16 protein-coding genes and 1 pseudogene are annotated in these 18246 nt (G+C 73.8%); 6 read left to right on the plus strand and 11 right to left on the minus strand.

The features are described from left to right. Positions 1-3: 3 nt before the first annotated feature. The 3 genes from ACFC8N_RS08735 to ACFC8N_RS08745 are packed head-to-tail and all read right to left on the minus strand — an operon-like array spanning position 4 to position 1733. Positions 4-870 (minus strand): GNAT family N-acetyltransferase, encoded by an 867-nt coding sequence (locus ACFC8N_RS08735; protein WP_376287554.1) that lies wholly within the window; start codon positions 868-870, stop codon positions 4-6. Positions 871-888: 18 nt separating this feature from the next. Next, positions 889-1284, minus strand: coding sequence for a Zn-ribbon domain-containing OB-fold protein (locus ACFC8N_RS08740; RefSeq protein WP_356020077.1), 396 nt, complete (start codon positions 1282-1284; stop codon positions 889-891). Beyond that, positions 1281-1733: a DoxX family protein gene (locus ACFC8N_RS08745; protein ID WP_376287556.1), complete on the minus strand. Its 453-nt coding sequence runs from the start codon at positions 1731-1733 to the stop codon at positions 1281-1283. The genes ACFC8N_RS08740 and ACFC8N_RS08745 overlap by 4 nt, the downstream gene beginning before the upstream one ends. Before the next feature lie 224 nt (positions 1734-1957). Here ACFC8N_RS08745 and ACFC8N_RS08750 point away from each other — a divergent pair, with 224 nt between their 5' ends. The 4 genes from ACFC8N_RS08750 (at position 1958) to ACFC8N_RS08765 (ending at position 7012) form a co-directional block, all read left to right on the plus strand. Further along, on the plus strand, positions 1958-3157 hold the full coding sequence (locus ACFC8N_RS08750) for a flavin-containing monooxygenase (RefSeq protein WP_376287558.1): 1200 nt from the start codon (positions 1958-1960) through the stop codon (positions 3155-3157). 166 nt (positions 3158-3323) lie between these two features. After that, entirely contained in the window at positions 3324-5546 is a 2223-nt protein-coding gene (locus ACFC8N_RS08755) for an acetate--CoA ligase family protein (RefSeq protein WP_376287560.1), read from the plus strand. Then, positions 5543-6343, plus strand: a complete 801-nt coding sequence (locus tag ACFC8N_RS08760) for an enoyl-CoA hydratase-related protein (protein ID WP_356020085.1) — start codon at positions 5543-5545, stop codon at positions 6341-6343. The genes ACFC8N_RS08755 and ACFC8N_RS08760 overlap by 4 nt, the downstream gene beginning before the upstream one ends. 54 nt (positions 6344-6397) lie before the next feature. Continuing rightward, positions 6398-7012, plus strand: coding sequence for a flavin reductase family protein (locus ACFC8N_RS08765; protein ID WP_356020087.1), 615 nt, complete (start codon positions 6398-6400; stop codon positions 7010-7012). A gap of 207 nt (positions 7013-7219) precedes the next feature. On the opposite strand, the pseudogene ACFC8N_RS08770 reads toward ACFC8N_RS08765, so the two are convergent. Beyond that, positions 7220-8158: pseudogene (locus ACFC8N_RS08770) on the minus strand (methyltransferase); the annotation flags it as partial. A 102-nt stretch (positions 8159-8260) separates the two neighbouring features. Then, positions 8261-9580: an MFS transporter gene (locus ACFC8N_RS08775; RefSeq protein WP_376287563.1), complete on the minus strand. Its 1320-nt coding sequence runs from the start codon at positions 9578-9580 to the stop codon at positions 8261-8263. Between the two features lie 71 nt (positions 9581-9651). On the opposite strand from ACFC8N_RS08775, the gene ACFC8N_RS08780 reads away from it, so the two are divergent. Beyond that, positions 9652-10650: a helix-turn-helix domain-containing protein gene (locus ACFC8N_RS08780; RefSeq protein WP_356020091.1), complete on the plus strand. Its 999-nt coding sequence runs from the start codon at positions 9652-9654 to the stop codon at positions 10648-10650. Here the strand turns inward: ACFC8N_RS08780 and ACFC8N_RS08785 are convergent. Genes ACFC8N_RS08785 through ACFC8N_RS08795 form a run of 3 tightly spaced genes read right to left on the minus strand, consistent with a single transcriptional unit; the run spans position 10640 to position 13783 of the window. After that, positions 10640-11689, minus strand: a complete 1050-nt coding sequence (locus ACFC8N_RS08785; protein ID WP_356020094.1) for a Zn-dependent alcohol dehydrogenase — start codon at positions 11687-11689, stop codon at positions 10640-10642. The two genes, ACFC8N_RS08780 and ACFC8N_RS08785, sit on opposite strands and share 11 nt — an antisense overlap. Next, complete coding sequence (locus tag ACFC8N_RS08790; protein WP_356020096.1) at positions 11689-12837, minus strand: acyl-CoA dehydrogenase family protein; 1149 nt, start codon at positions 12835-12837, stop codon at positions 11689-11691. Before ACFC8N_RS08790 ends, ACFC8N_RS08785 begins: the two co-directional genes overlap by 1 nt. Positions 12838-12847: 10 nt before the next feature. After that, entirely contained in the window at positions 12848-13783 is a 936-nt protein-coding gene (locus ACFC8N_RS08795) for an SDR family NAD(P)-dependent oxidoreductase (protein WP_356020098.1), read from the minus strand. 86 nt (positions 13784-13869) lie between these two features. Between ACFC8N_RS08795 and ACFC8N_RS08800 the strand changes: the two genes are divergently transcribed. Beyond that, positions 13870-14796, plus strand: a complete 927-nt coding sequence (locus ACFC8N_RS08800) for a cyclase family protein (protein WP_376287566.1) — start codon at positions 13870-13872, stop codon at positions 14794-14796. A 281-nt stretch (positions 14797-15077) separates the two neighbouring features. Here the strand turns inward: ACFC8N_RS08800 and ACFC8N_RS08805 are convergent, their stop codons facing one another. The 3 genes from ACFC8N_RS08805 to ACFC8N_RS08815 all read right to left on the minus strand — a co-directional run bounded on the left by ACFC8N_RS08805 (position 15078) and on the right by ACFC8N_RS08815 (position 18243). Beyond that, positions 15078-15563, minus strand: coding sequence for an ATP-binding protein (locus ACFC8N_RS08805; protein ID WP_356020597.1), 486 nt, complete (start codon positions 15561-15563; stop codon positions 15078-15080). Positions 15564-16127: 564 nt separating this feature from the next. Next, positions 16128-17024, minus strand: a complete 897-nt coding sequence (locus ACFC8N_RS08810; protein ID WP_376287744.1) for an acyl-CoA dehydrogenase family protein — start codon at positions 17022-17024, stop codon at positions 16128-16130. An 85-nt stretch (positions 17025-17109) separates the two neighbouring features. Then, entirely contained in the window at positions 17110-18243 is a 1134-nt protein-coding gene (locus tag ACFC8N_RS08815) for an acyl-CoA dehydrogenase family protein (RefSeq protein ID WP_356020102.1), read from the minus strand. Between the last annotated feature and the right edge of the window lie 3 nt (positions 18244-18246).

Below are 18246 nucleotides of genomic sequence, written 5' to 3' on the forward strand. Positions count from 1 at the left end.
GGCTCAGTCCCCGAACCCCCACACCGCGAAGTCCGCCACCGGCCGGTACCCGATCCGCTGGTACAGGCCGTTGCTCGTCGGATTGGCGAGGTCCGTGAAGAGGACGACCTCCGCGGCCCCGGCCTCCCGCGCGGCCCGGCTCGCCGCCGCCGTGGCCGCGCCCGCGTAGCCCCGGCCGCGCAGTTCGGCCGGGGTGTAGACCGGGGCGACGCGGACCTGGCCGGCGATCCGCGGGGTGGTCCCGACCAGGGAGACGGGTGTGCCGTCGGCCCTCTCCCAGAGGGTCACGCCGTCGTGGGAGAGGCGGGCGTCGGCCCACTCGCCCGGGTCCTGCCCGCGTGACGTTCCGACGTCCTCGTGGAAGGCGCCGTACCAGCGGGCGAGCAACGCGCGATCCCTCTCCTCGGCGATCCGCGCCCGCCCCTCGGGCCTCGGCTCCGGCACCGTCAACTCCTCCAGCCGGTACAGCCGTTGCCGCTGACGGACACTGCCCGCCGCTCCCGTCCGCCGCTGCCAGGCCGCCGCGAAGGCCTCCGCCGTCCCGCGCGCGGCGGAGATCCCGGAGACCAGGTGGTCCAGGTCCGCGAGACGGGCCGCCAGGGCGTCCGCCTCGTCCGGGGTGAGCGGGGTGACGTGCACCGGGAAGGGCGGGGTGTGGAGCAGGACCGCGCGGATCGGACCGCCCCCGTCTTCGGACAGGATGCCGAAGACAGGGTCCTCGGGGCCGTAGACGTGCGGGCCGCGGCGGCGCAGCCCGTCCGTCACGGTCAGCGGGACCGTGTGCAGGGCCGGGCGGGAGTGCAGGAAGTCTCCCGCGCGGGCGAGGAACTCGTCGAGATCTTCGGTGAGATACCAGTTCTCAGGGCTCATGCACCCCAATGATCGGGTTCAGCCGCCCGGCTCGAACACCGGATTTCCGTCCCGGTACGCCACCCGCAGCGCCATCCCGGCGGCCGGTGTCCCCTCCGGGCAGTTCACGAGCTCCGTCATCATCCGCGGCCCCTCGGCCAGGTCGACGACGGCGGCGACGTACGGCGTGCGCTCGCCGAAGGGCGGCAGGTCGTTGCGGTGGACGGTGGACCAGGTGTAGAGCGCGGCCCGGCCGCTCGCCTCTTCCCAGGTCACGTCCTCGCTCCAGCAGTGCGGGCAGAACTCGCGGGGGTAGTGGTGGGCCCGGCCGCAGGCCCCGCAGCGGCGGATCAGCAGCCGGCCCGCGGCGGCCGCGTCCCAGTACGGGCGGGTGAAGGCGTCGGGCTCAGGGATGTCGTGGCGCGCCGTGCTCATCGGAACCACCCCAGCCAGGCGTCGATCGACCAGGTCTGCCAGGCCATCGCGAAGAGGCCGACCAGCGAGATCAGCGCCATCATCGAGTTCTGCCCCTGCTCGGCCCAGTCGTGGATCATCAGCACGAAGTAGATGCCGTTCAGCAGCAGGCCGCCGATCAGTGCCACCGGGGTCAGGAAGCCGAGGATCAGGCCGAGGCCGAGGGAGAGTTCGGCGTAGGCGACGACGTAGGCCATCAGCTTCGGGTGCGGCTTCACCGTCGCCGCGAAGCCGCCGCGCACCACCGCCCAGCGGTGCTTCTCCGCGATCCCGGCCGCCCACGCGATGCCGCTGCCCCGCTCGAACCAGGCCTTCTTGTCCTTGTGCCGCCAGCTCTCCAGCCACCACAGCCCGAGGCCGATCCGCAGCACCGCCAGCCACTGGGCGCCGTCCAGCCATATGGAGTCCATGGATCTGACGGTACGTCAGATGTGCCGTAAAGCCCACCGCCGGAGCCCGGCCGTCACGCCGAGGGGCGGTGACCGGCAGGCGGTGAGCAACAGGCGGTAACCGGCCATGAGTTGGGGCGTTTCTTCACCGGTCGCGAACCCTTCCCGTACACCCGTGATCAATCCGCAACCAATTCCGGTCTTGACCGAGACCCATCAAGCAGGTGGGTGATTACGCTCCGGGTATGGCCGACTCACATTCCGCTTCCACGCCCGCCTCCCCGCGGCCCGCCCCGGCCTCCGCCGGCCACCCGGTGTACGTCATCGGCGCCGGGCCGGGCGGCCTGGCGGCCGCGTACGCGCTGCGGGCGCGGGGCGTGCGGGCAGTGGTCCTGGAGAAGGCGGACCGGGTGGGCGCCTCCTGGCGCGGACACTACGACCGCCTCCGGCTGCACACCACACGGCGGCTGTCCGCCCTGCCCGGCCTCGCGATCCCCCGGAGGTTCGGGCGCTGGGTCGCCCGGGACGACGTGGTGCGCTACCTGGAGAAGTACGCCGACCACCACGAGCTGGAGATCGTCACCGGCGTGGAGGTCTTCCGCGTCGACCGGACGCCGGACGGCACCGGCTGGCTGCTGCACGCCTCCGGCGGCCGCGAGCTGACCGGCAGCGCGGTCGTCGTCGCCACCGGCCACAACCACACCCCGCGGCTGCCCGACTGGCCGGGCCTCGACGACTACACCGGGGAGCTGCTGCATGCCGGCGCGTACCGGAACGCCGAGCCGTACGCGGGCCGGGACGTGCTGGTCGTCGGGGCCGGCAACACCGGCGCGGAGATCGCCGTGGACCTGGTCGAGGGCGGAGCGGCGCGGGTGCGGCTGGCGGTGCGGACCGCCCCGCACATCCTGCGCCGCTCGACGCTCGGCTGGGCCGCGCAGTACACGGGCGTGCTGGTACGGCGGCTGCCGGTGGGCCTCGTGGACCGGCTGGCCGGGCCGTTCGCGAAGGCGACCCTGCCGGACCTCGCGGCGCACGGGCTGCCACGCCCGGACACCGGGCTGTACAGCAGGGTGCGTCAGGGCGCGATCCCGGTGCAGGACGCCGGCCTGATCGACGCCGTGCGCGCGGGCACGGTGGAGATCGTGGCCGCCGTCGACTCCTTCGAGGGCGGGAACCCCGGAAAGGTGGTCCTCGCCGACGGCAGCCGGGTCGAGACGGACGCGGTGATCGCGGCGACGGGCTACGCGCGGGCACTGGAGGAGCTGGTCGGCCATCTCGACGTCCTCGACGGGCGGGGCATGCCGGTCGTGCGCGGCGGCCGCACCCCCGCGCAGGCGCCCGGCCTGTACTTCACCGGGTTCACCAACCCGATCAGCGGGATGCTCCGCGAACTGGCGCTGGACGCCGGGAAGATCGCGAAGGCGGTGGCCAGGACCAATCGGTGACGGGGCCGATGACGGTCCGGGGGCAGGGTTGACGACGGGACCGGTGACGGGACGGCGCACCCGCCGGTAACTTTGAATGTCCGACCAGTTCCTGACAATGCGTCAGTTCAGTAATCTGACACTGCGTCAGTTTACTTCTGCTGTCTCACAGGAGCGGGGCGGACCGATGCTTGGATCAACCCACGGCACCCTCACCACCGACTCCCGCCGGGCCCGGGTCATCGCCTGCGGCGAGCAGCGGCCCGGGCTCGCGGTCCACGACCGGGTCGACGACCTCGACGTCGGCGGGCGCCCGCTGTACGCGGACGTACCGGATCTGACCCGCTTCTTCCGCCCCGAGTCCGTCGCCGTGATCGGCGCCTCGGACGCCGAGGGGCGGCCCAACACGGGGATCACCCGGCAGCTGCTGGCCTGGGCCGAGCGGGTCGGCGCGCGGGTGCACCCGGTGCACCCGACCCGCCCTGCCGTCTTCGGCGTCCCGTGCGTCGCCTCCGTCGCCGACCTGCCGCCCGGCCAGATCGACCTGGCCGTCCTCCTCGTCGCCGATCCGCTGCCGCTGATCGAGCAACTGGCCGACGCGAAGGTGAAGTTCGCGGTGGCCTTCGCCTCGGGCTTCGCCGAGACCGGCGAGGCGGGCGCCGAGGCGCAGCGGCGGCTCGCGGAGGCCGTACGCCGCTCGGGCCTGCGCCTGCTCGGCCCGAACACCAACCTGAACGCCTTCGAGCGGTTCCGGGAGGACCTCACCGGCCCGGCGATCGCCCTGATCACCCAGTCCGGCCACCAGGGCCGCCCGGTGTTCTCGCTGCAGCAGCTGGGCGTCCGTCTGTCGCACTGGGCGCCGACCGGCAACGAGGCCGATCTGGAGACCGCCGACTTCATCTCGTACTTCGCCGAACAGCCCGAGGTCGGCGCCATCGCCGCCTACGTGGAGGGTCTCAAGGACGGCCGCGCCTTCCTGCTGGCCGCCGACCGCGCCGCCCGCCGCGGGGTGCCGGTGGTCGCGGTGAAGGTGGGCCGCACCGAGGCCGGGGCGCGTACGGCCGCCTCGCACACCGGCAAGCTGACCGGAGCCGACGACGTGGTGGACGCGGCGATGCGCCAGTACGGCGTCGTACGCGTCGACGGACTCGACGAACTCCAGGACACCGCGACCCTGTTGGCGCGGGCGCGGGCCCCGCTGGCGGACGGGGTGGCCGTCTACTCGATCTCGGGCGGCACCGGCGCGCACGTCGCCGACCTGGCGGCCGGGATGGGGCTGAGGCTGCCGAGGCTGTCCGAGGACCGGCAGGCGGAGCTGCACCAGTGGATCCCGGAGTACCTGAGCGTGGCCAACCCGGTGGACAACGGCGGCCACCCGGTGGGCGACCACCGCGGCCGCAAGATCATCGACGCGCTCCTCGCGGACCCCTCGGTCGGCGTCCTGATCTGCCCGGTCACCGGCCCCTTCCCGCCGCTGAGCGACAGGCTGGTCGCGGACCTGGTGGCGGCGGCCGAGGAGACGGACAAGCTGATCTGCGTGGTGTGGGGCTCCCCGGTCGGCACGGAGCCCGCGTACCGCGAGGTGCTGCTCGGCTCCTCCCGGGTGGCGACCTTCCGTACGGTCGGCAACTGCCTGACGGCGGTCCGGGCCTGGCTGGGCCACCACGCCTTCGTCAGCGAGTACCGCTCCCCCTTCGACGAGGCCCCGCGCACCCCCTCCCCCTCCTACCGCAAGGCGGAGGCCCTGATGAGCCCGGGCCGCCGGCTCAGCGAGCACGCGGCCAAGCAGCTGCTGCGCGCCTACGGCATCCGGGTGCCGCGCGAACAGCTGGTGACCAGCGCGGCGGCGGCCGTACGGGCGGCCGCCCAGGTCGGCTACCCGGTGGTGATGAAGGCCTCCGGCGCGCAGATCGCCCACAAGACCGAACTGGGCCTGGTGAAGGTCGGCCTGACATCGGCCAGCCAGGTCCGGGAGGCCTACCGCGAGCTGACGGACATCGCGCGCTACGAGGGGGTCTCGCTGGACGGGATCCTGGTGTGCCAGATGGTCGAGCAGGGCGTCGAGATGGTCGTCGGGGTCACGCACGACGACCTGTTCGGCCCGACCGTGACGGTGGGCCTCGGCGGGGTCCTGGTGGAGGTCCTGCACGACGCGGCGGTCCGCGTCCCGCCGTTCGGCGAGGACCAGGCCCACGCCATGCTCGCCGAACTGCGCGGCCGGGCCCTGCTGGACGGCGTCCGCGGCCGCCCGCCGGCCGACCGGGACGCCCTGGTGGAGGTGGTCCTGCGGGTCCAGCGCATGGCACTCGAACTCGGCGACCACATCGCCGAGTTGGACATCAACCCGCTGATGGTGCTGGAGCGGGGGCAGGGCGCGGTGGCGCTGGACGCGCTGGTGGTGTGCCGATGACGCCGCGGGCGCCGGGCACCGGGATCGAGCACGAGGTCAGGGACCAGGTCTCGTACGTCACCCTGTCCCGCCCGGAGTCGCTGAACGCCCTCACGCCGGACATGCGGGACCGCCTGGTCGAACTGTTCACGGCGGCCTCGGCGGACCCGGACGTACGGGCCCTGGTGCTGACCGGCACCGGTCGGGGCTTCTGCGCGGGGGCGGACCTGCGCGGCGGCGGGAGCGGGGAACGGCTTCCCGGAGACGTGGCCCGCGTCCTCCGCCTGGGCGCCCAGCGCCTGATCGCGGCCGTGCTGGACTGCGAGAAGCCGGTGCTCGCCGCCGTGAACGGCACGGCGGCGGGCCTCGGCGCGCATCTGGCGCTGGCCTGTGACCTGGTCGTGGCGGCCGAGTCGGCCCGCTTCATCGAGGTGTTCGTGCGCCGGGGCCTGGTGCCGGACGCGGGCGGCGCCTATCTGCTCCCCCGCCTCCTGGGCCCCCACCGGGCCAAGGAGCTGATGTTCTTCGGGGACGCGCTCCCGGCGCCGGAGGCGGAGCGGCTGGGCCTGGTCAACCGGGTCGTGCCGGACGGCGACCTGGAGAAGACGGCCCGCGCGTGGGCGGCCCGCCTGGCGGCCGGTCCCACCCGCGCGCTGGCCCTGACCAAGCACCTGGTGAACACCTCCCTCGACACGGACCGCGCGACCGCCTTCGCCGCGGAGGCCTGGGCCCAGGAGATCAACATGACGACCGCGGACGCCCAGGACGGGCTGCGGGCGTTCGTGGAGCGCAGAAGTCCTGAGTTCCGGGGGCGATGAGGGCGTCCGGGGCGCTTCTCATCTGACGTACCGTCAGCTTCAATGGACGGTGTGATGGGACACGCAGGGGCGGCAGCGGCAGCCGTCCGATACCTCAGGTCGGCCCCGGCGCCGAGGCCGGTCGAGCCGTTGCCGCGGCCGCAGTTGCGGTGCGTCCGGGAGGATGAGCGGGCGCCGGTGGAGGCCGGGGAGTTCCGGCGGGTGCTGGGGCACTTCGCGACCGGGGTCACGGTCGTCACCGCCCCGGCCGCCGAGGACGAACCGGGCCCCGCCGGCTTCGCCTGCCAGTCCTTCTCCTCCCTCTCCCTCGAACCGCCCCTGGTCTGCTTCCTGGTGGGCCGTACGTCGACCACCTGGCCGCGCATCGCCCGGGCCGGCGTCTTCTGCGTCAACGTCCTCGCCGCCGGCCAGGGCGAGCTGTGCCGGGCCTTCGCGGCGAGCGGCGCCGACAAGTTCGCGGGGGTCGCGTACGCCCCGGCTCCCGTCTCCGGCTCACCCCGCCTGACCGGTGCGGCCGCCTGGATCGACTGCACGATCCAGGCCGTGCACCCCGGGGGCGACCATCTCATCGTCGTGGGCCGGGTGAACGCGCTGGGCACGGACGGCGACGGGGACCCGCTGCTGTTCCACCGGGGGCGGTTCGCCCGGCTCGGCCCCGTCAGCCCCTGAGACTCGCCTGACCGCCAGCCGCCACAGCGACGTCACCTCGGATGCGCGGGCCGCGTGCAGGGGGTCGGTCGGGTCGCTCGCGCGTGCGTGGCGGGGGCGGGTGTCCGTGCGGCCCAGGACCGTCAGGCCCGCGTTCTCGATGGCGGAGAGCAAGTCGGCCCGCGTGCGCAGGCCCAGGTGTTCGGCCAGGTCGGAGAGGATCAGCCAGCCCTCGCCGCCGGGTTCGAGGTGGGCGGGGAGCCCGGCCAGGAAGGCGTGCAGCATCGCGCCCCCGGGGTCGTACACGCCCTGGTCGAGGAGGGAGACGGGGCGGCCCGGAAGCCAGGGCGGGTTGCAGACGACGAGCGCGGCCCGGCCGGGCGGGTAGAGGTCCGGGCCGGTGACCGTGACCCGGTCGGCGAGACCCAGACGGCTCAGATTGTCGCGGGCACAGGCGCGGGCCCGGGGGCTGACGTCGGTCGCGGTGATCCGGGTCGGGCCGCGCCGGGCCAGGACGGCGGCGAGGACGCCGGTGCCGGTGCCGAGGTCGAAGGCGGTACGGCCCCTCGTCGCGGCCTCGGGCAGCGGGGCCCCGGCGACGAGGTCGACGTACTCGCCGCGCACGGGGGCGAAGACGCCGTAGTGCGGGTGGATCCGGGTGCCGGGGCCCAGGGCCGGGACGTCGACGCCTGTTACCCGCCACTGGCGGGCGCCGAGGACACCGAGCAGTTCGCGCAGCGGGACGAGAGTCGGGCCGGCGGGCGGGCCGTAGGCGTCGGCGCAGGCGCGGCGGACGTCCGGTGCGCGGCGCAGGGTGAGGCGATGGTCCGCTTCCAGGAGGACGAGGAGGCGGCCCAGGACGCGGGCACGGTGTGCGCGGAAGCGGCGTTGGAGGTGGAAGGTCTCGGCCGCGGACGAGGACGCCGGTCCGGGTGCCTTGGCGTCGATACGGCGGGCCAGTGCGCTCAGCAGTTGGCGGGCGCCGTGGTAGTCGCCCCGCCACAGCAGGGCGGTGCCCTCGGCGGCGAGGCGGTGTGCGGTGGCGGCGCGGATGCGGTCGTCGGCGACGATCAGCCGCCGGGGCGGCGGGAGTCGGCTTTCAGAGTGCCAGTGGGCGGAGAGGGATACGTCGCTCTCGGTCCAGCGGACCGTGGACGAGGGGGACACGGCATGCTCCTCGGGAGGGGGTTCCTACGTGTGCGGGCACGAGGAACGCGTCGCCGAGGACCATGCCGAGTGTCATCAACATCCCTTTCCGAAAGCGTGCGTTCAGGATACTGCGGCCAGGGCGGGGGCCTGCGGGGCGGCCCGGCGGATCACCAGGGACATCAGCGCCGCCGCCGCGCACAGGGCGCCCGAGGCGTACCAGACGAGGTCGTAGGAGCCGAAGACGTCGCGGGCGACGCCGCCGAGGTAGGCGACCAGGGCCGCGCCGATCTGGTGGGAGGCGAGCACCCAGCCGAAGACGATGGCGCTGTCCTCGCCGAACTGCTCCCGGCACAGGGCCAGCGTGGGCGGGACGGTGGCCACCCAGTCGAGGCCATAGAAGACGATGAAGAAGAGCATCGGGGGGTGGACGGCGGGACCCAGCAGCATCGGGAGGAAGAGGAGGGAGAGGCCGCGCAGGGCGTAGTACACCGCCAGCAGGCGGCGGGGTTCGAAGCGGTCGGTGAACCAGCCGGAGGCGATCGTGCCGGCCACGTCGAACACCCCGACGACCGCGAGCAGCGAGGCCGCCGTGGTGACCGGCATGCCGTGGTCGTGCTCGGCGGGCACGAAGTGGGTCTGGATCAGGCCGTTGGTGGAGGCACCGCAGATCGCGAAGGTGCCGGCCAGCAGCCAGAAGGTGCCGGTGCGGACGGAGGTGGACAGCACGGTGAGCGTGCGGCGCGCGGCGCCCGTCACCGGTGCGGGCTTGGGTATGAACTCCCCTGTGCCGTACGGCTTCACGCCGATGTCCGCCGGGTGGTCCCGCAGCAGGAGCCAGACGAAGGGGACGACGGCGAGGGCGGCCAGGGCGACCGTCACGGCCGCGGGGCGCCAGCTGTGGTGCTCGACGATCCAGGACAGCACCGGCAGGAAGATGAGCTGGCCGGAGGCGGACGCGGCGGTGAGGATGCCGCTGACCAGTCCGCGCCGCTCGGTGAACCAGCGGTTGGTGACCGTCGCCGCGAAGGCGAGCGCCATCGAGCCGGAGCCGAGGCCCACCAGCAGGCCCCAGCACAGCCACAGCTGCCAGGCCGCCGTCATCCACACGGTCAGGCCCGACCCGGTCGCGATCACGACCAGCGCGACGGCGACCACCTTGCGGATGCCGAAGCGGTCCATGAGGGCGGCGGCGAACGGGGCCGTGAGGCCGTAGAGCGCGAGGTTGAGGGAGACGGCCGCGCCGATCGTGCCGCGGGACCAGCCGAACTCCTGGTGCAGCGGATCGATCAGCAGGCCGGGCAGCGAACGGAACGCGGCCGCGCCGATGATCGTGACGAACGTGACGGCCGCGACGAACCAGGCGCGGTGCACGCGCGGGCGCCGGGCGGGCGGGACCGGGGTCGCCCGGTCGGGGGCTGCGGCTGGGCTTGTCTGAGTCACGTCATAGAGCGTCCAGGTTTCAGTCCCGCGCATCGAGTGGCCCGAAGGACAGCATTCGCTAGGATCGGGCCATGGACGTTCTCGCCGGGGAATTCCGGCCGCACCGCATCGTCGTCCTCGCCCTCGACGGCCTGCTCCCCTTCGAGCTGGGCATCCCGCACCGCATCTTCGGCCGCCCGAAGGACGAACGGGGCCGGCCACTGTACGAGGTCGTGACCTGTTCCGTACGGCCGCCCGGCCCGGTCGAGACGGACGCCGACTTCACGATCCACGTCGCCCATGGGCCCGAGGCCCTCGCCGAGGCCGACACGGTGATCGTCCCCGCGTCGTACGAACTCGGCCCGGTCTTCGACGAGGGCCGCCTCACCGGCGAACTGGCCGCCGCCCTCGCCCGCATCCGCCCCGGCACCCGCCTCGCCTCCATCTGCACCGGCGTCTACGTCCTCGCCGCCGCCGGCTACCTCGACGGCCGCCCGGCGACCACGCACTGGGCCGACGCCGAGCGCTTCCAGCGGCTGTTCCCGAAGATCGAGGTCGACGCCGACGTGCTGTTCATCGACGACGGCGACGTGCTGACGTCGGCCGGGGTGGCCGCCGGGATCGACCTGTGCCTGCACATGGTGCGCCGCGACTTCGGCACGGCCGTCGCCAACGACGTGGCCCGGCGCACGGTCGTCCCGCCGCACCGCGACGGCGGCCAGGCCCAGTACATCCGGCGCCCGGTCCCCGACCCGCAGGTGGCGACCACGACCGCCGCGCGGGCCTGGGCGCTCGGCCGGCTGCACGAGCCGATCCAGCTGCGGGACATGGCCGAGCAGGAGGCCATGTCGGTACGGACCTTCACCCGCCGCTTCCGCGAGGAGGTCGGGGTCAGCCCCGGCCAGTGGCTCACCCAGCAGCGCGTGGAGCGCGCCCGCCAGCTGCTGGAGACCACGGAGCTGTCCATCGACCAGGTGGCCCGCGAGACGGGCTTCGGCACGGCCCAGTCGATGCGCCAGCATCTCCAGCAGGCGCTCGGGGTGACACCGACCGCCTATCGCCGGACGTTCCGGACCGGCGTCAGAACGTGAGCACCGCCCGCGCCACCCGCCCCGACTCCGCGTCGGCCCGCGCCTTCTCGAAGTCCTCCACCGGGTACACCGCCGTCACCAACTCGTCGAGGAGCAGCCGCCCTTGGCGGTACAGCTCGGCGTACAGGGGGATGTCCCGCTGGGGGCGCGAGGAGCCGTAGCGGCAGCCCAGGACGGACTTGTCCAGGAAGAGGGAGGAGACGAGGAAGGACGCCTCGGCCGTGGCCGGCGGGACCCCGAGCAGGACGGCCTGTCCGTGCCGGTCGAGGAGGTCGATCGCCTGCCGGATCAGCTCGGTCCGGCCGACGCACTCGAAGACGTGGTCGGCACCCGTGGGCAGGACGTCCTTCACGCCGTCCGCCGAGGTCAGGAAGTCGGTCGCGCCGAACTGCCGGGCCGCGTCCTCCTTGGCCGGGTTGGCGTCCACGGCGACGATCCGCAGCGCCCCCGCGATGCGCGCGCCCTGGATGACGTTCAGCCCGATCCCGCCGGTGCCGATGACGACGACGCTGTCCCCCCGGTCCACCCGGGCCCGGTTCAGCACCGCGCCGACCCCCGTGAGCACCCCGCACCCGATGAGCGCGGCGGACGGGAGCGGGACGTCCTCGGGGATCGGCACCGCCTGGACGGCCTTGACGACCGTGCGTTCCGCGAAGGCCGAGTTGGCGGCGAACTGGTACACCGGCCCCGTGCCCCGCGTGAAGGGCCTGCCGGGGCGGCCGATCGCCTGCCGGCACATGGTCGGCCGGCCCCGGTCGCACTCCGCGCAGGTGCCGCAGCTGGCGAGCGTGGACAGCGCCACGTGGTCGCCGGGCGCGACGTGCGTGACCCCGGGGCCGACCGCCTCCACCACGCCCGCCCCCTCGTGTCCCAGCACCACCGGCACCGGAAAGGGAATCGTCCCGTCCACCACGGACAGGTCGCTGTGGCACAGCCCCGCCGCCGCGACGGCCACCAGCACCTCGCCGGGGCCCGGCTCCCGCACCGCGAGATCGTCGACCACCCGGACCTGTGCGCCGTCGAACACCACTCCACGCATCACACGGCCCCCTTGGGCTCTCTGGGCAGACCGAGCACGCGCTCGGCGATGATCGTGCGCTGGACCTGGTCGGAGCCGCCGTAGATCGTGTCGGCCCGGGAGAAGAGGAACAGGTGCTGGTCCGCGTCGAGTTCGTACGGCGCCGTGGGCGACCAGTCCGCCGGGCCCGCCGAGGCCGCCGCGCCCCGGACCCGCACCGCGAGCTCGCCGAGGCGCTGGTGCCAGCCGGCCCAGAGCAGCTTGGCGACGCTGGGCGCGCCGGGATCGCCCGAGCCGCCGAGGGTGCGCAGGGCGTTCCAGCGCATGGCCCGCAGCTCGGCCCACTGCCGTACGAGCTGCGACCGTACGACGGGGTCGGCCGCGGCTCCGCTGTCCACGGCGCTGCGCACCACCCGCCCCAACTCCTCGGCAAAGCCGATCTGTTGGGCGAGCGTGGACACCCCGCGCTCGAAGCCGAGCAGGCTCATGGCGACCCGCCAGCCCTGCCCCGCGCCCCCGACGACGTGCTCCACGCGCGCGTGCGCCCCGTCGAAGAAGACCTCGTTGAAGTCGCTGGTGCCGGTCAGCTGCCGGATGGGCCGGACCTCGATGCGGCCGGGCTGGTCCATGGGCACGAGCAGGAAGCTCAGCCCGTGATGGCGGCGGGAGTCCGGCTCGGTGCGGGCCAGTACGAAGCACCAGTCGGCCTCGTGGGCGAGCGAGGTCCAGATCTTCTGCCCGCTGATCCGGTACCGCTCCCCGTCCCGCACGGCCGTCGTGCGGATCCCGGCGAGGTCGGAGCCGGCCCCGGGCTCGCTGTAGCCCTGGCACCACAGCTCCGCCCCGGCGGCGATCGGGGGCAGGAACCTCCGCTTCTGCGCGTCGCTGCCGTGCGCGACGAGAGTGGGCGCGAGCAGGTTCTCGCCGATGTGCCCGGACCGCCCCGGCGCCCCCGAGCGCGCGTACTCCTCGGCCCAGGCGACCTGCTGGGTGAGCGTGGCGGTGCGGTTGCCGTATCCCGCCTCGGGCCAGCCGAGCCCGATCCAGCCGGCCGCGCCGAGGGTGCGCTCCCAGCCGCGCCTGTCGCACGACGCGTCGGCGTGGGCGGCCAGCCAGGAGCGGACCTCGGCACGGAACGCGTCGTCCTCTTCGCTGAACCCGAAATCCATGGGGACCGCCTCAGGCCGTCCGGGCATCGGGCCGGGCGTTGGGCCGGGAGCCCGCTCGCGCCGCCTGCTCCATCGCCACCAGCCGGTCCAGCATCGGCATCGGGTCCGCGCCCACCGACCCCGGCAGCACCTCGGCTATCCGCTCCGGCGTCCAGGAGGAGCCCTCGGCGTAGACGGAGCGCAGCTCACGCGGCTGGGCCCACACCGCGATCTTCGGGCCCGCGACGGTGTACACCTGCCCGGTGATCCCCTGCTGCGCGGCCGCGTCGGACAGCAGGTACACCACCAGCGCGGCCACGTCCTCCGGTTCGCCGATCTCGGCCAGCTCCATGGGGACGTTCGCCGACATCCGCGTACGGGCCACGGGGGCGACGGCGTTCGCGCTCACCCCGTACTTGTGCAGCCCGAGCGCGGCGCTGCGCACCAGCGAGATGATCCCGCCCTTCGCGGCGCTGTAGTTGGCCTGCGAGACCGAGCCCTGGTGGTTGCCGCTGGTGAAGCCGATCAGTGTGCCCGCGCGCTGCTGCCGCATCACCGCGGAGGCGGCCCGGAAGACGGTGAACGTGCCCTTGAGGTGGGTGGCGAGCACGGGGTCCCACTCCGCCTCGGTCATGTTGAACAGCATCCGCTCGCGCAGGATGCCCGCCACGCACACGACCCCGTCGAGCCGGCCGTACGCCGCGACCGCCGTGTCCACGACGCGCTGTCCGCCCGCCATCGTGGAGATGTCGTCGGCGACCGCGACGGCCTCGCCGCCCGCCGCCTCGATCTCCTTGACGACGGCCTCGGCGACCTCGCTCGTCGGCGCGGTGCCGTCGGCGGCGACCCCGTAGTCGTTGACGACGACCTTCGCGCCCTCGGCCGCCGCCGCGAGCGCGACCGCGCGGCCGATGCCGCGCCCGGCCCCCGTCACGGCGACCACCTTGCCTGCCAAGAAGTTCCCCACGCCCGGCCCCTTCCCGCGGTTTCTGACGGTCCGTTAGATTCTATGGCCCGTCGGACGCACGGACACAAGCCCCGGGGAGGCACCTGATGACACTGCCGAAGGAGTTCCACGAGATCGCGGGGCGCGTGAACAACTGGGGGCGCTGGGGGGCGGACGACGAGATCGGGACCCTGAACCTCGTCACCGACGCGGTCGTGCGCGAGGCCGCCGCCTGCGTCCGCACCGGCCGCCGCGTCCCGCTCGCCCTGCCCCTGCGGGAGGACGGCGTCCAGACCGGGATGATCCCGGGCCGGGTCAACCCGCTGCACGCCATGGTGCAGGTCAACCAGGAGCTGTTCGGCCCCGGCACGGTCGCGTGCAGCGACGACGTGGTGACCATGGGGCTCCAGGCGGGCACCCACTGGGACGCGCTCACCCATGTCTCGCACTCCGGGAAGCTCTACAACGGCCGCCCGGCGCACACGGTCACGGCGCACGGCGGCGCCGAGTTCAGCGGGATCGCCGCGGCACGGCACGTCGTCTCGCGCGGGGTGCTGCTGGACGTGGCACGCGCGCGGGGCACGGACCGGCTGGCCGGGGGCCACGCGGTCACGCCGGAGGACCTGGAGGCGGCCGAGGAACTCGCCGGCACGCGCGTGCGTGCCGGCGACATCGTGCTCGTGCGGACCGGCCAGGTGCAGGTCTACCTGGCCGGGGACAAGCACGGGTACGGCTATCCGTCGCCGGGGTTGTCCGTGCGCACACCGGAGTGGTTCCACGCGCGCGACGTGGCGGCCGTCGCCAACGACACGCTCACGTTTGAGATATTTCCACCCGAGATCGACGATCTGTGGCTGCCCGTGCACGCGCTGGACCTGGTGGAGATGGGGATGCTCCAGGGCCAGAACTGGAATCTGGAAGAGTTGTCCACAGCCTGTGGAGAAGAGCGGCGGTACGCCTTCCTGCTGTCGGCGATGCCGGAGCCGTTCGTGGGCGCGACGGGCACACCGGTGGCGCCGGTGGCGATCCTGTGAGGCGGCGGGAGCGCGACGGGACCGACGTGACCGGATGGCGGCGCGCCCCCCGACGGCGCGTCTCCCCCACGGCCGTGCACGCGCGCCGCCATCCGATGCGACCCACACTCGGCGAGGGCCGCCGTATCGCGGACCCTTGCCGTCCCCTCGCGGCGAATCGACGCCCACCAGCGTGTTCAGCCGGTCACGTCACGTCAACGCCGGTACGGGGATTTGTTACGTACGCCCACTTCACAGCCCGGGCGCACGGATGCACCCCCGGCGCACCACCGCGCCCGGACCTACACCGCCTCGAAGGCCAGCCCCTCGTACGCGGACAGTGCGCCTCCGTACGCCAGTGCCGCACCCTCCCGGGGCTGCGAACAGCGGTCCAGCTCGCACCAGATGCTCTTGCCGGCGCCCTCCGGGCTCCAGCCCCAGCGATCGGCGAGGCAGTCCACGAGGGCGAGGCCCCGGCCGCCGGTGGCGTCACCGCGGGCGCAGCGCGGCACAGGGGCGCGCGAGCTGGTGTCGGCCACCTCCACCCGCACCGTGGCCGACGGAGCGGCCTGCTCCGGCACTTCGGCCGGTCCGCCCGGCAGGGAGAGTCTCAGCACGGCCGGACGCCCCGTGTGCACCACGGCGTTGGTCACCAGCTCGGAGACGAGCAGGACCAGGGTCTCGGCCAGCGGCTCGTCGGCCGCTATACCGAACCCGGCGAGCCGCGAGAGCGCCCACCGCCTCGCCCGCCCCACCTCCGCGGGGTCGGGCCGGATCTCCAGCTGCACTTGAAGCACCTGCACCGCTCACACCATCCGAACCGGCGGACACATGACCCCGCACCGCCCGGCCGCCACGGCGTAGGCCGCGGCGGCGATCACGACGAGGGCCACGATCGTAGCCATTTTCTGCATGGCCAGAACAACGGCCAGAGCAGGGATCACGGACCGTGATTCCCTGATGAGACAGCATGGTTGACGTACAGTCACCCCAACAAGCGCTTCGGGCATATTCCAGCGCGAAGGAGTATGTGTGAGGCATACTGTGCGACGCTCGTGCCGGGGAGTCGAACAGACGGCACACGACGCGGCGTACGACGCCGGGACCGCCCCGCGAGCAGCGGTGCGCACCGCTTCGTCCGGCATCGCCCCAGGGGGATCGCCGGCCCGGCTCGCGCTCACAGCCACTCGCATCTCACACAAGGTACCGGAGCGGGCGCCCGACTCCAGGCTGTTACGAGTCACGCGATGGACACAACCGGATATCAACGCTCTGTGACGCCATCTGGCCACGATCCGCGACATCTTGGGCCACGACTTCCCGGCGCCGCAGCCCACGGCGGTGCCGGCCGCTCAGCCGGCCAGTCGCGCGGCGAGCAGTTCCTCACTCTGCGTGCACCCGCCGCCACGCTCGGACCGCACCCAGGCCCGCTTGAGGTGCAGGTGGACGTCGGCTTCCCAGGTGAAACCCATGCCGCCGTGCACCTGGAGACAGTCGCGGGCACCGCGTACGGCGGCCTCGTCGGCCAGCAGCCGGGCGGCGGCGATGTCGGCCGGGTCGGCGGTGACGGCCGCCGCGTACACCGCCACACGGGCGATTTCGCTGCGCACCAACAGGTCGGCGCACAGATGCTGAACCGCCTGGAACGTCCCGATCGGCCGCCCGAACTGCTCGCGGGTCCGGGCGTGTTGCACGGCCAGCTCGCACACCCGCGCGGCTGTGCCCAGTTGTTCGGCCGCGGTCAGGAGAACGGCCACGGGATCGACGGGAGCGGGACCGACGCGGGCGGGATCGGCGGGCGCGGTGCCGGTGACCCGGTGCAGCGGTGTCAGCGGGTCGACCGACCGCACCGGTGCGGCCCCCGCCGTCTCCCCGAGCACCCGGTCCGCCGCCGCCAGCCACTCCACCAACTCCCCGTCCACGGCCGCCACCACCGTCTCCCCGGTGGCCGCGCCCGGTACGTCGGCGGCCGCGAGGTGCGTGGCGATCAGCGGGCCCGGCACCAGTGCCCGCCCCGCCTCCTCGAAGGCCAGCACCGCCTCCGGCAGGCCCAGCCCGACCCCGCCGGCCGCCTCGGGCAGCCGCAGGGCGAAGAACCCCGCCCCGCCGAGCGCCAGCCACAGCGCCCGGTCGAGCCGCCCCGGCGCCTCCACGGCCGCCCGCAGCGCCTCCCGCCCGAAGCACCGGCCCAGCAGCTCCCGCACCCCCGTCTGCAACGCCCGCTGATCATCGGTGAGTTGGAACCGCACGCTCATCTCCCCTTCGGGCGGGCCGCGGACGCGCCGGGCCCGGACATGGTTGCGCCGAGCCCGTCCCGCGCGGCCGGCGCATGGCTCATCTCCCCCTCGGCAGACCGAGGATCCGCTCGGCCACGATGGTGCGCTGGATCTGCGAGGTGCCGGCGGCGATCGTGTACGACAGGGCCGACAGGCGGTCGAGGACCCACGGCCGGTCCAGGTCGAGGCGGTCGGGGCCGAGGACGTCCGCCGCCGCGTCGTACAGTTCCTGGCGGGCGTGCGAGTAGCGGAGTTTGAAGACCGAGGCGCCCGTGCCCGGCACCCCGCCGCGTGCCTGAGCCGCGCTCACGTTCCACTGGGTCAGCCGCCACAGCGCCCGGAACTCCGCCTCCAGCCGGCCGAGGCGGCGGCGCAGCACGGGGTCGTCCCAGCGGCCGTTCTCCCGTGCCGTGCGGGCGAGTTCGCCGAGCACCCGGCGGCAGGCCACCACCTCGCCGACGAAGGCCGTGCCCCGCTCGAAGGACAGGGTCACCATGGTCACGCGCCAGCCGTCGTTCTCCGCGCCGACGCGGTTGGCGGCCGGCACCCGCACCTCGTCCAGGAACACCTCGGCGAACTCCGCCGACCCGGCGAGGGTGCGCAGCGGCCGTACGGTGATCCCGTCGGCGTCCATGGGCATGGCCAGCCAGGTGATCCCCCGGTGCCGGGGCGCGTCCGGGTCGGTGCGCACGAGCAGTTCGCACCAGTCGGCGACCTCGGCGTGCGAGGTCCAGATCTTGGACCCGCTCACCACGTAGTCGTCGCCGTCCCGCCGCGCGCGCGTGCGCAGCGCGGCGAGGTCGGAACCCGCGTCCGGTTCGCTGAACCCCTGGCACCACACCTCCTCGCCGCGCAGGATCGGCGGCAGCCAGCGCGCCCGCTGCCCGGCCGTGCCCTCGGCGGCGATGGTCGGCCCGGCGTGCAGCAGGCCGACGAAGTTCGCCCCCACATACGGCGCCCCCGCGCGCTCGGTCTCCTCCAGGAAGATCAGCCGGGTGGTCGGGGAGGCGTCCCAGTGGACCTCGGCGTACCCGGCGTCGTGGAGCATCCGCTGCCAGCCGAGGTCGTACGCCCTGCGCGCGGGCCAGTCGTCGGGGGACGGCTTCGCCGGCAGCGTGGGCAGCGCCTTGGCGAGCCACTCGCGCAGCCGGGCCCGGAACTCCTCCTCCTCGGGTGTGCAGGTGAGGTCCATCAC

Source organism: Streptomyces sp. NPDC055966 (genome assembly GCF_042269865.1).
In the GTDB taxonomy this organism is placed as follows: Bacteria; Actinomycetota; Actinomycetes; order Streptomycetales; family Streptomycetaceae; genus Streptomyces.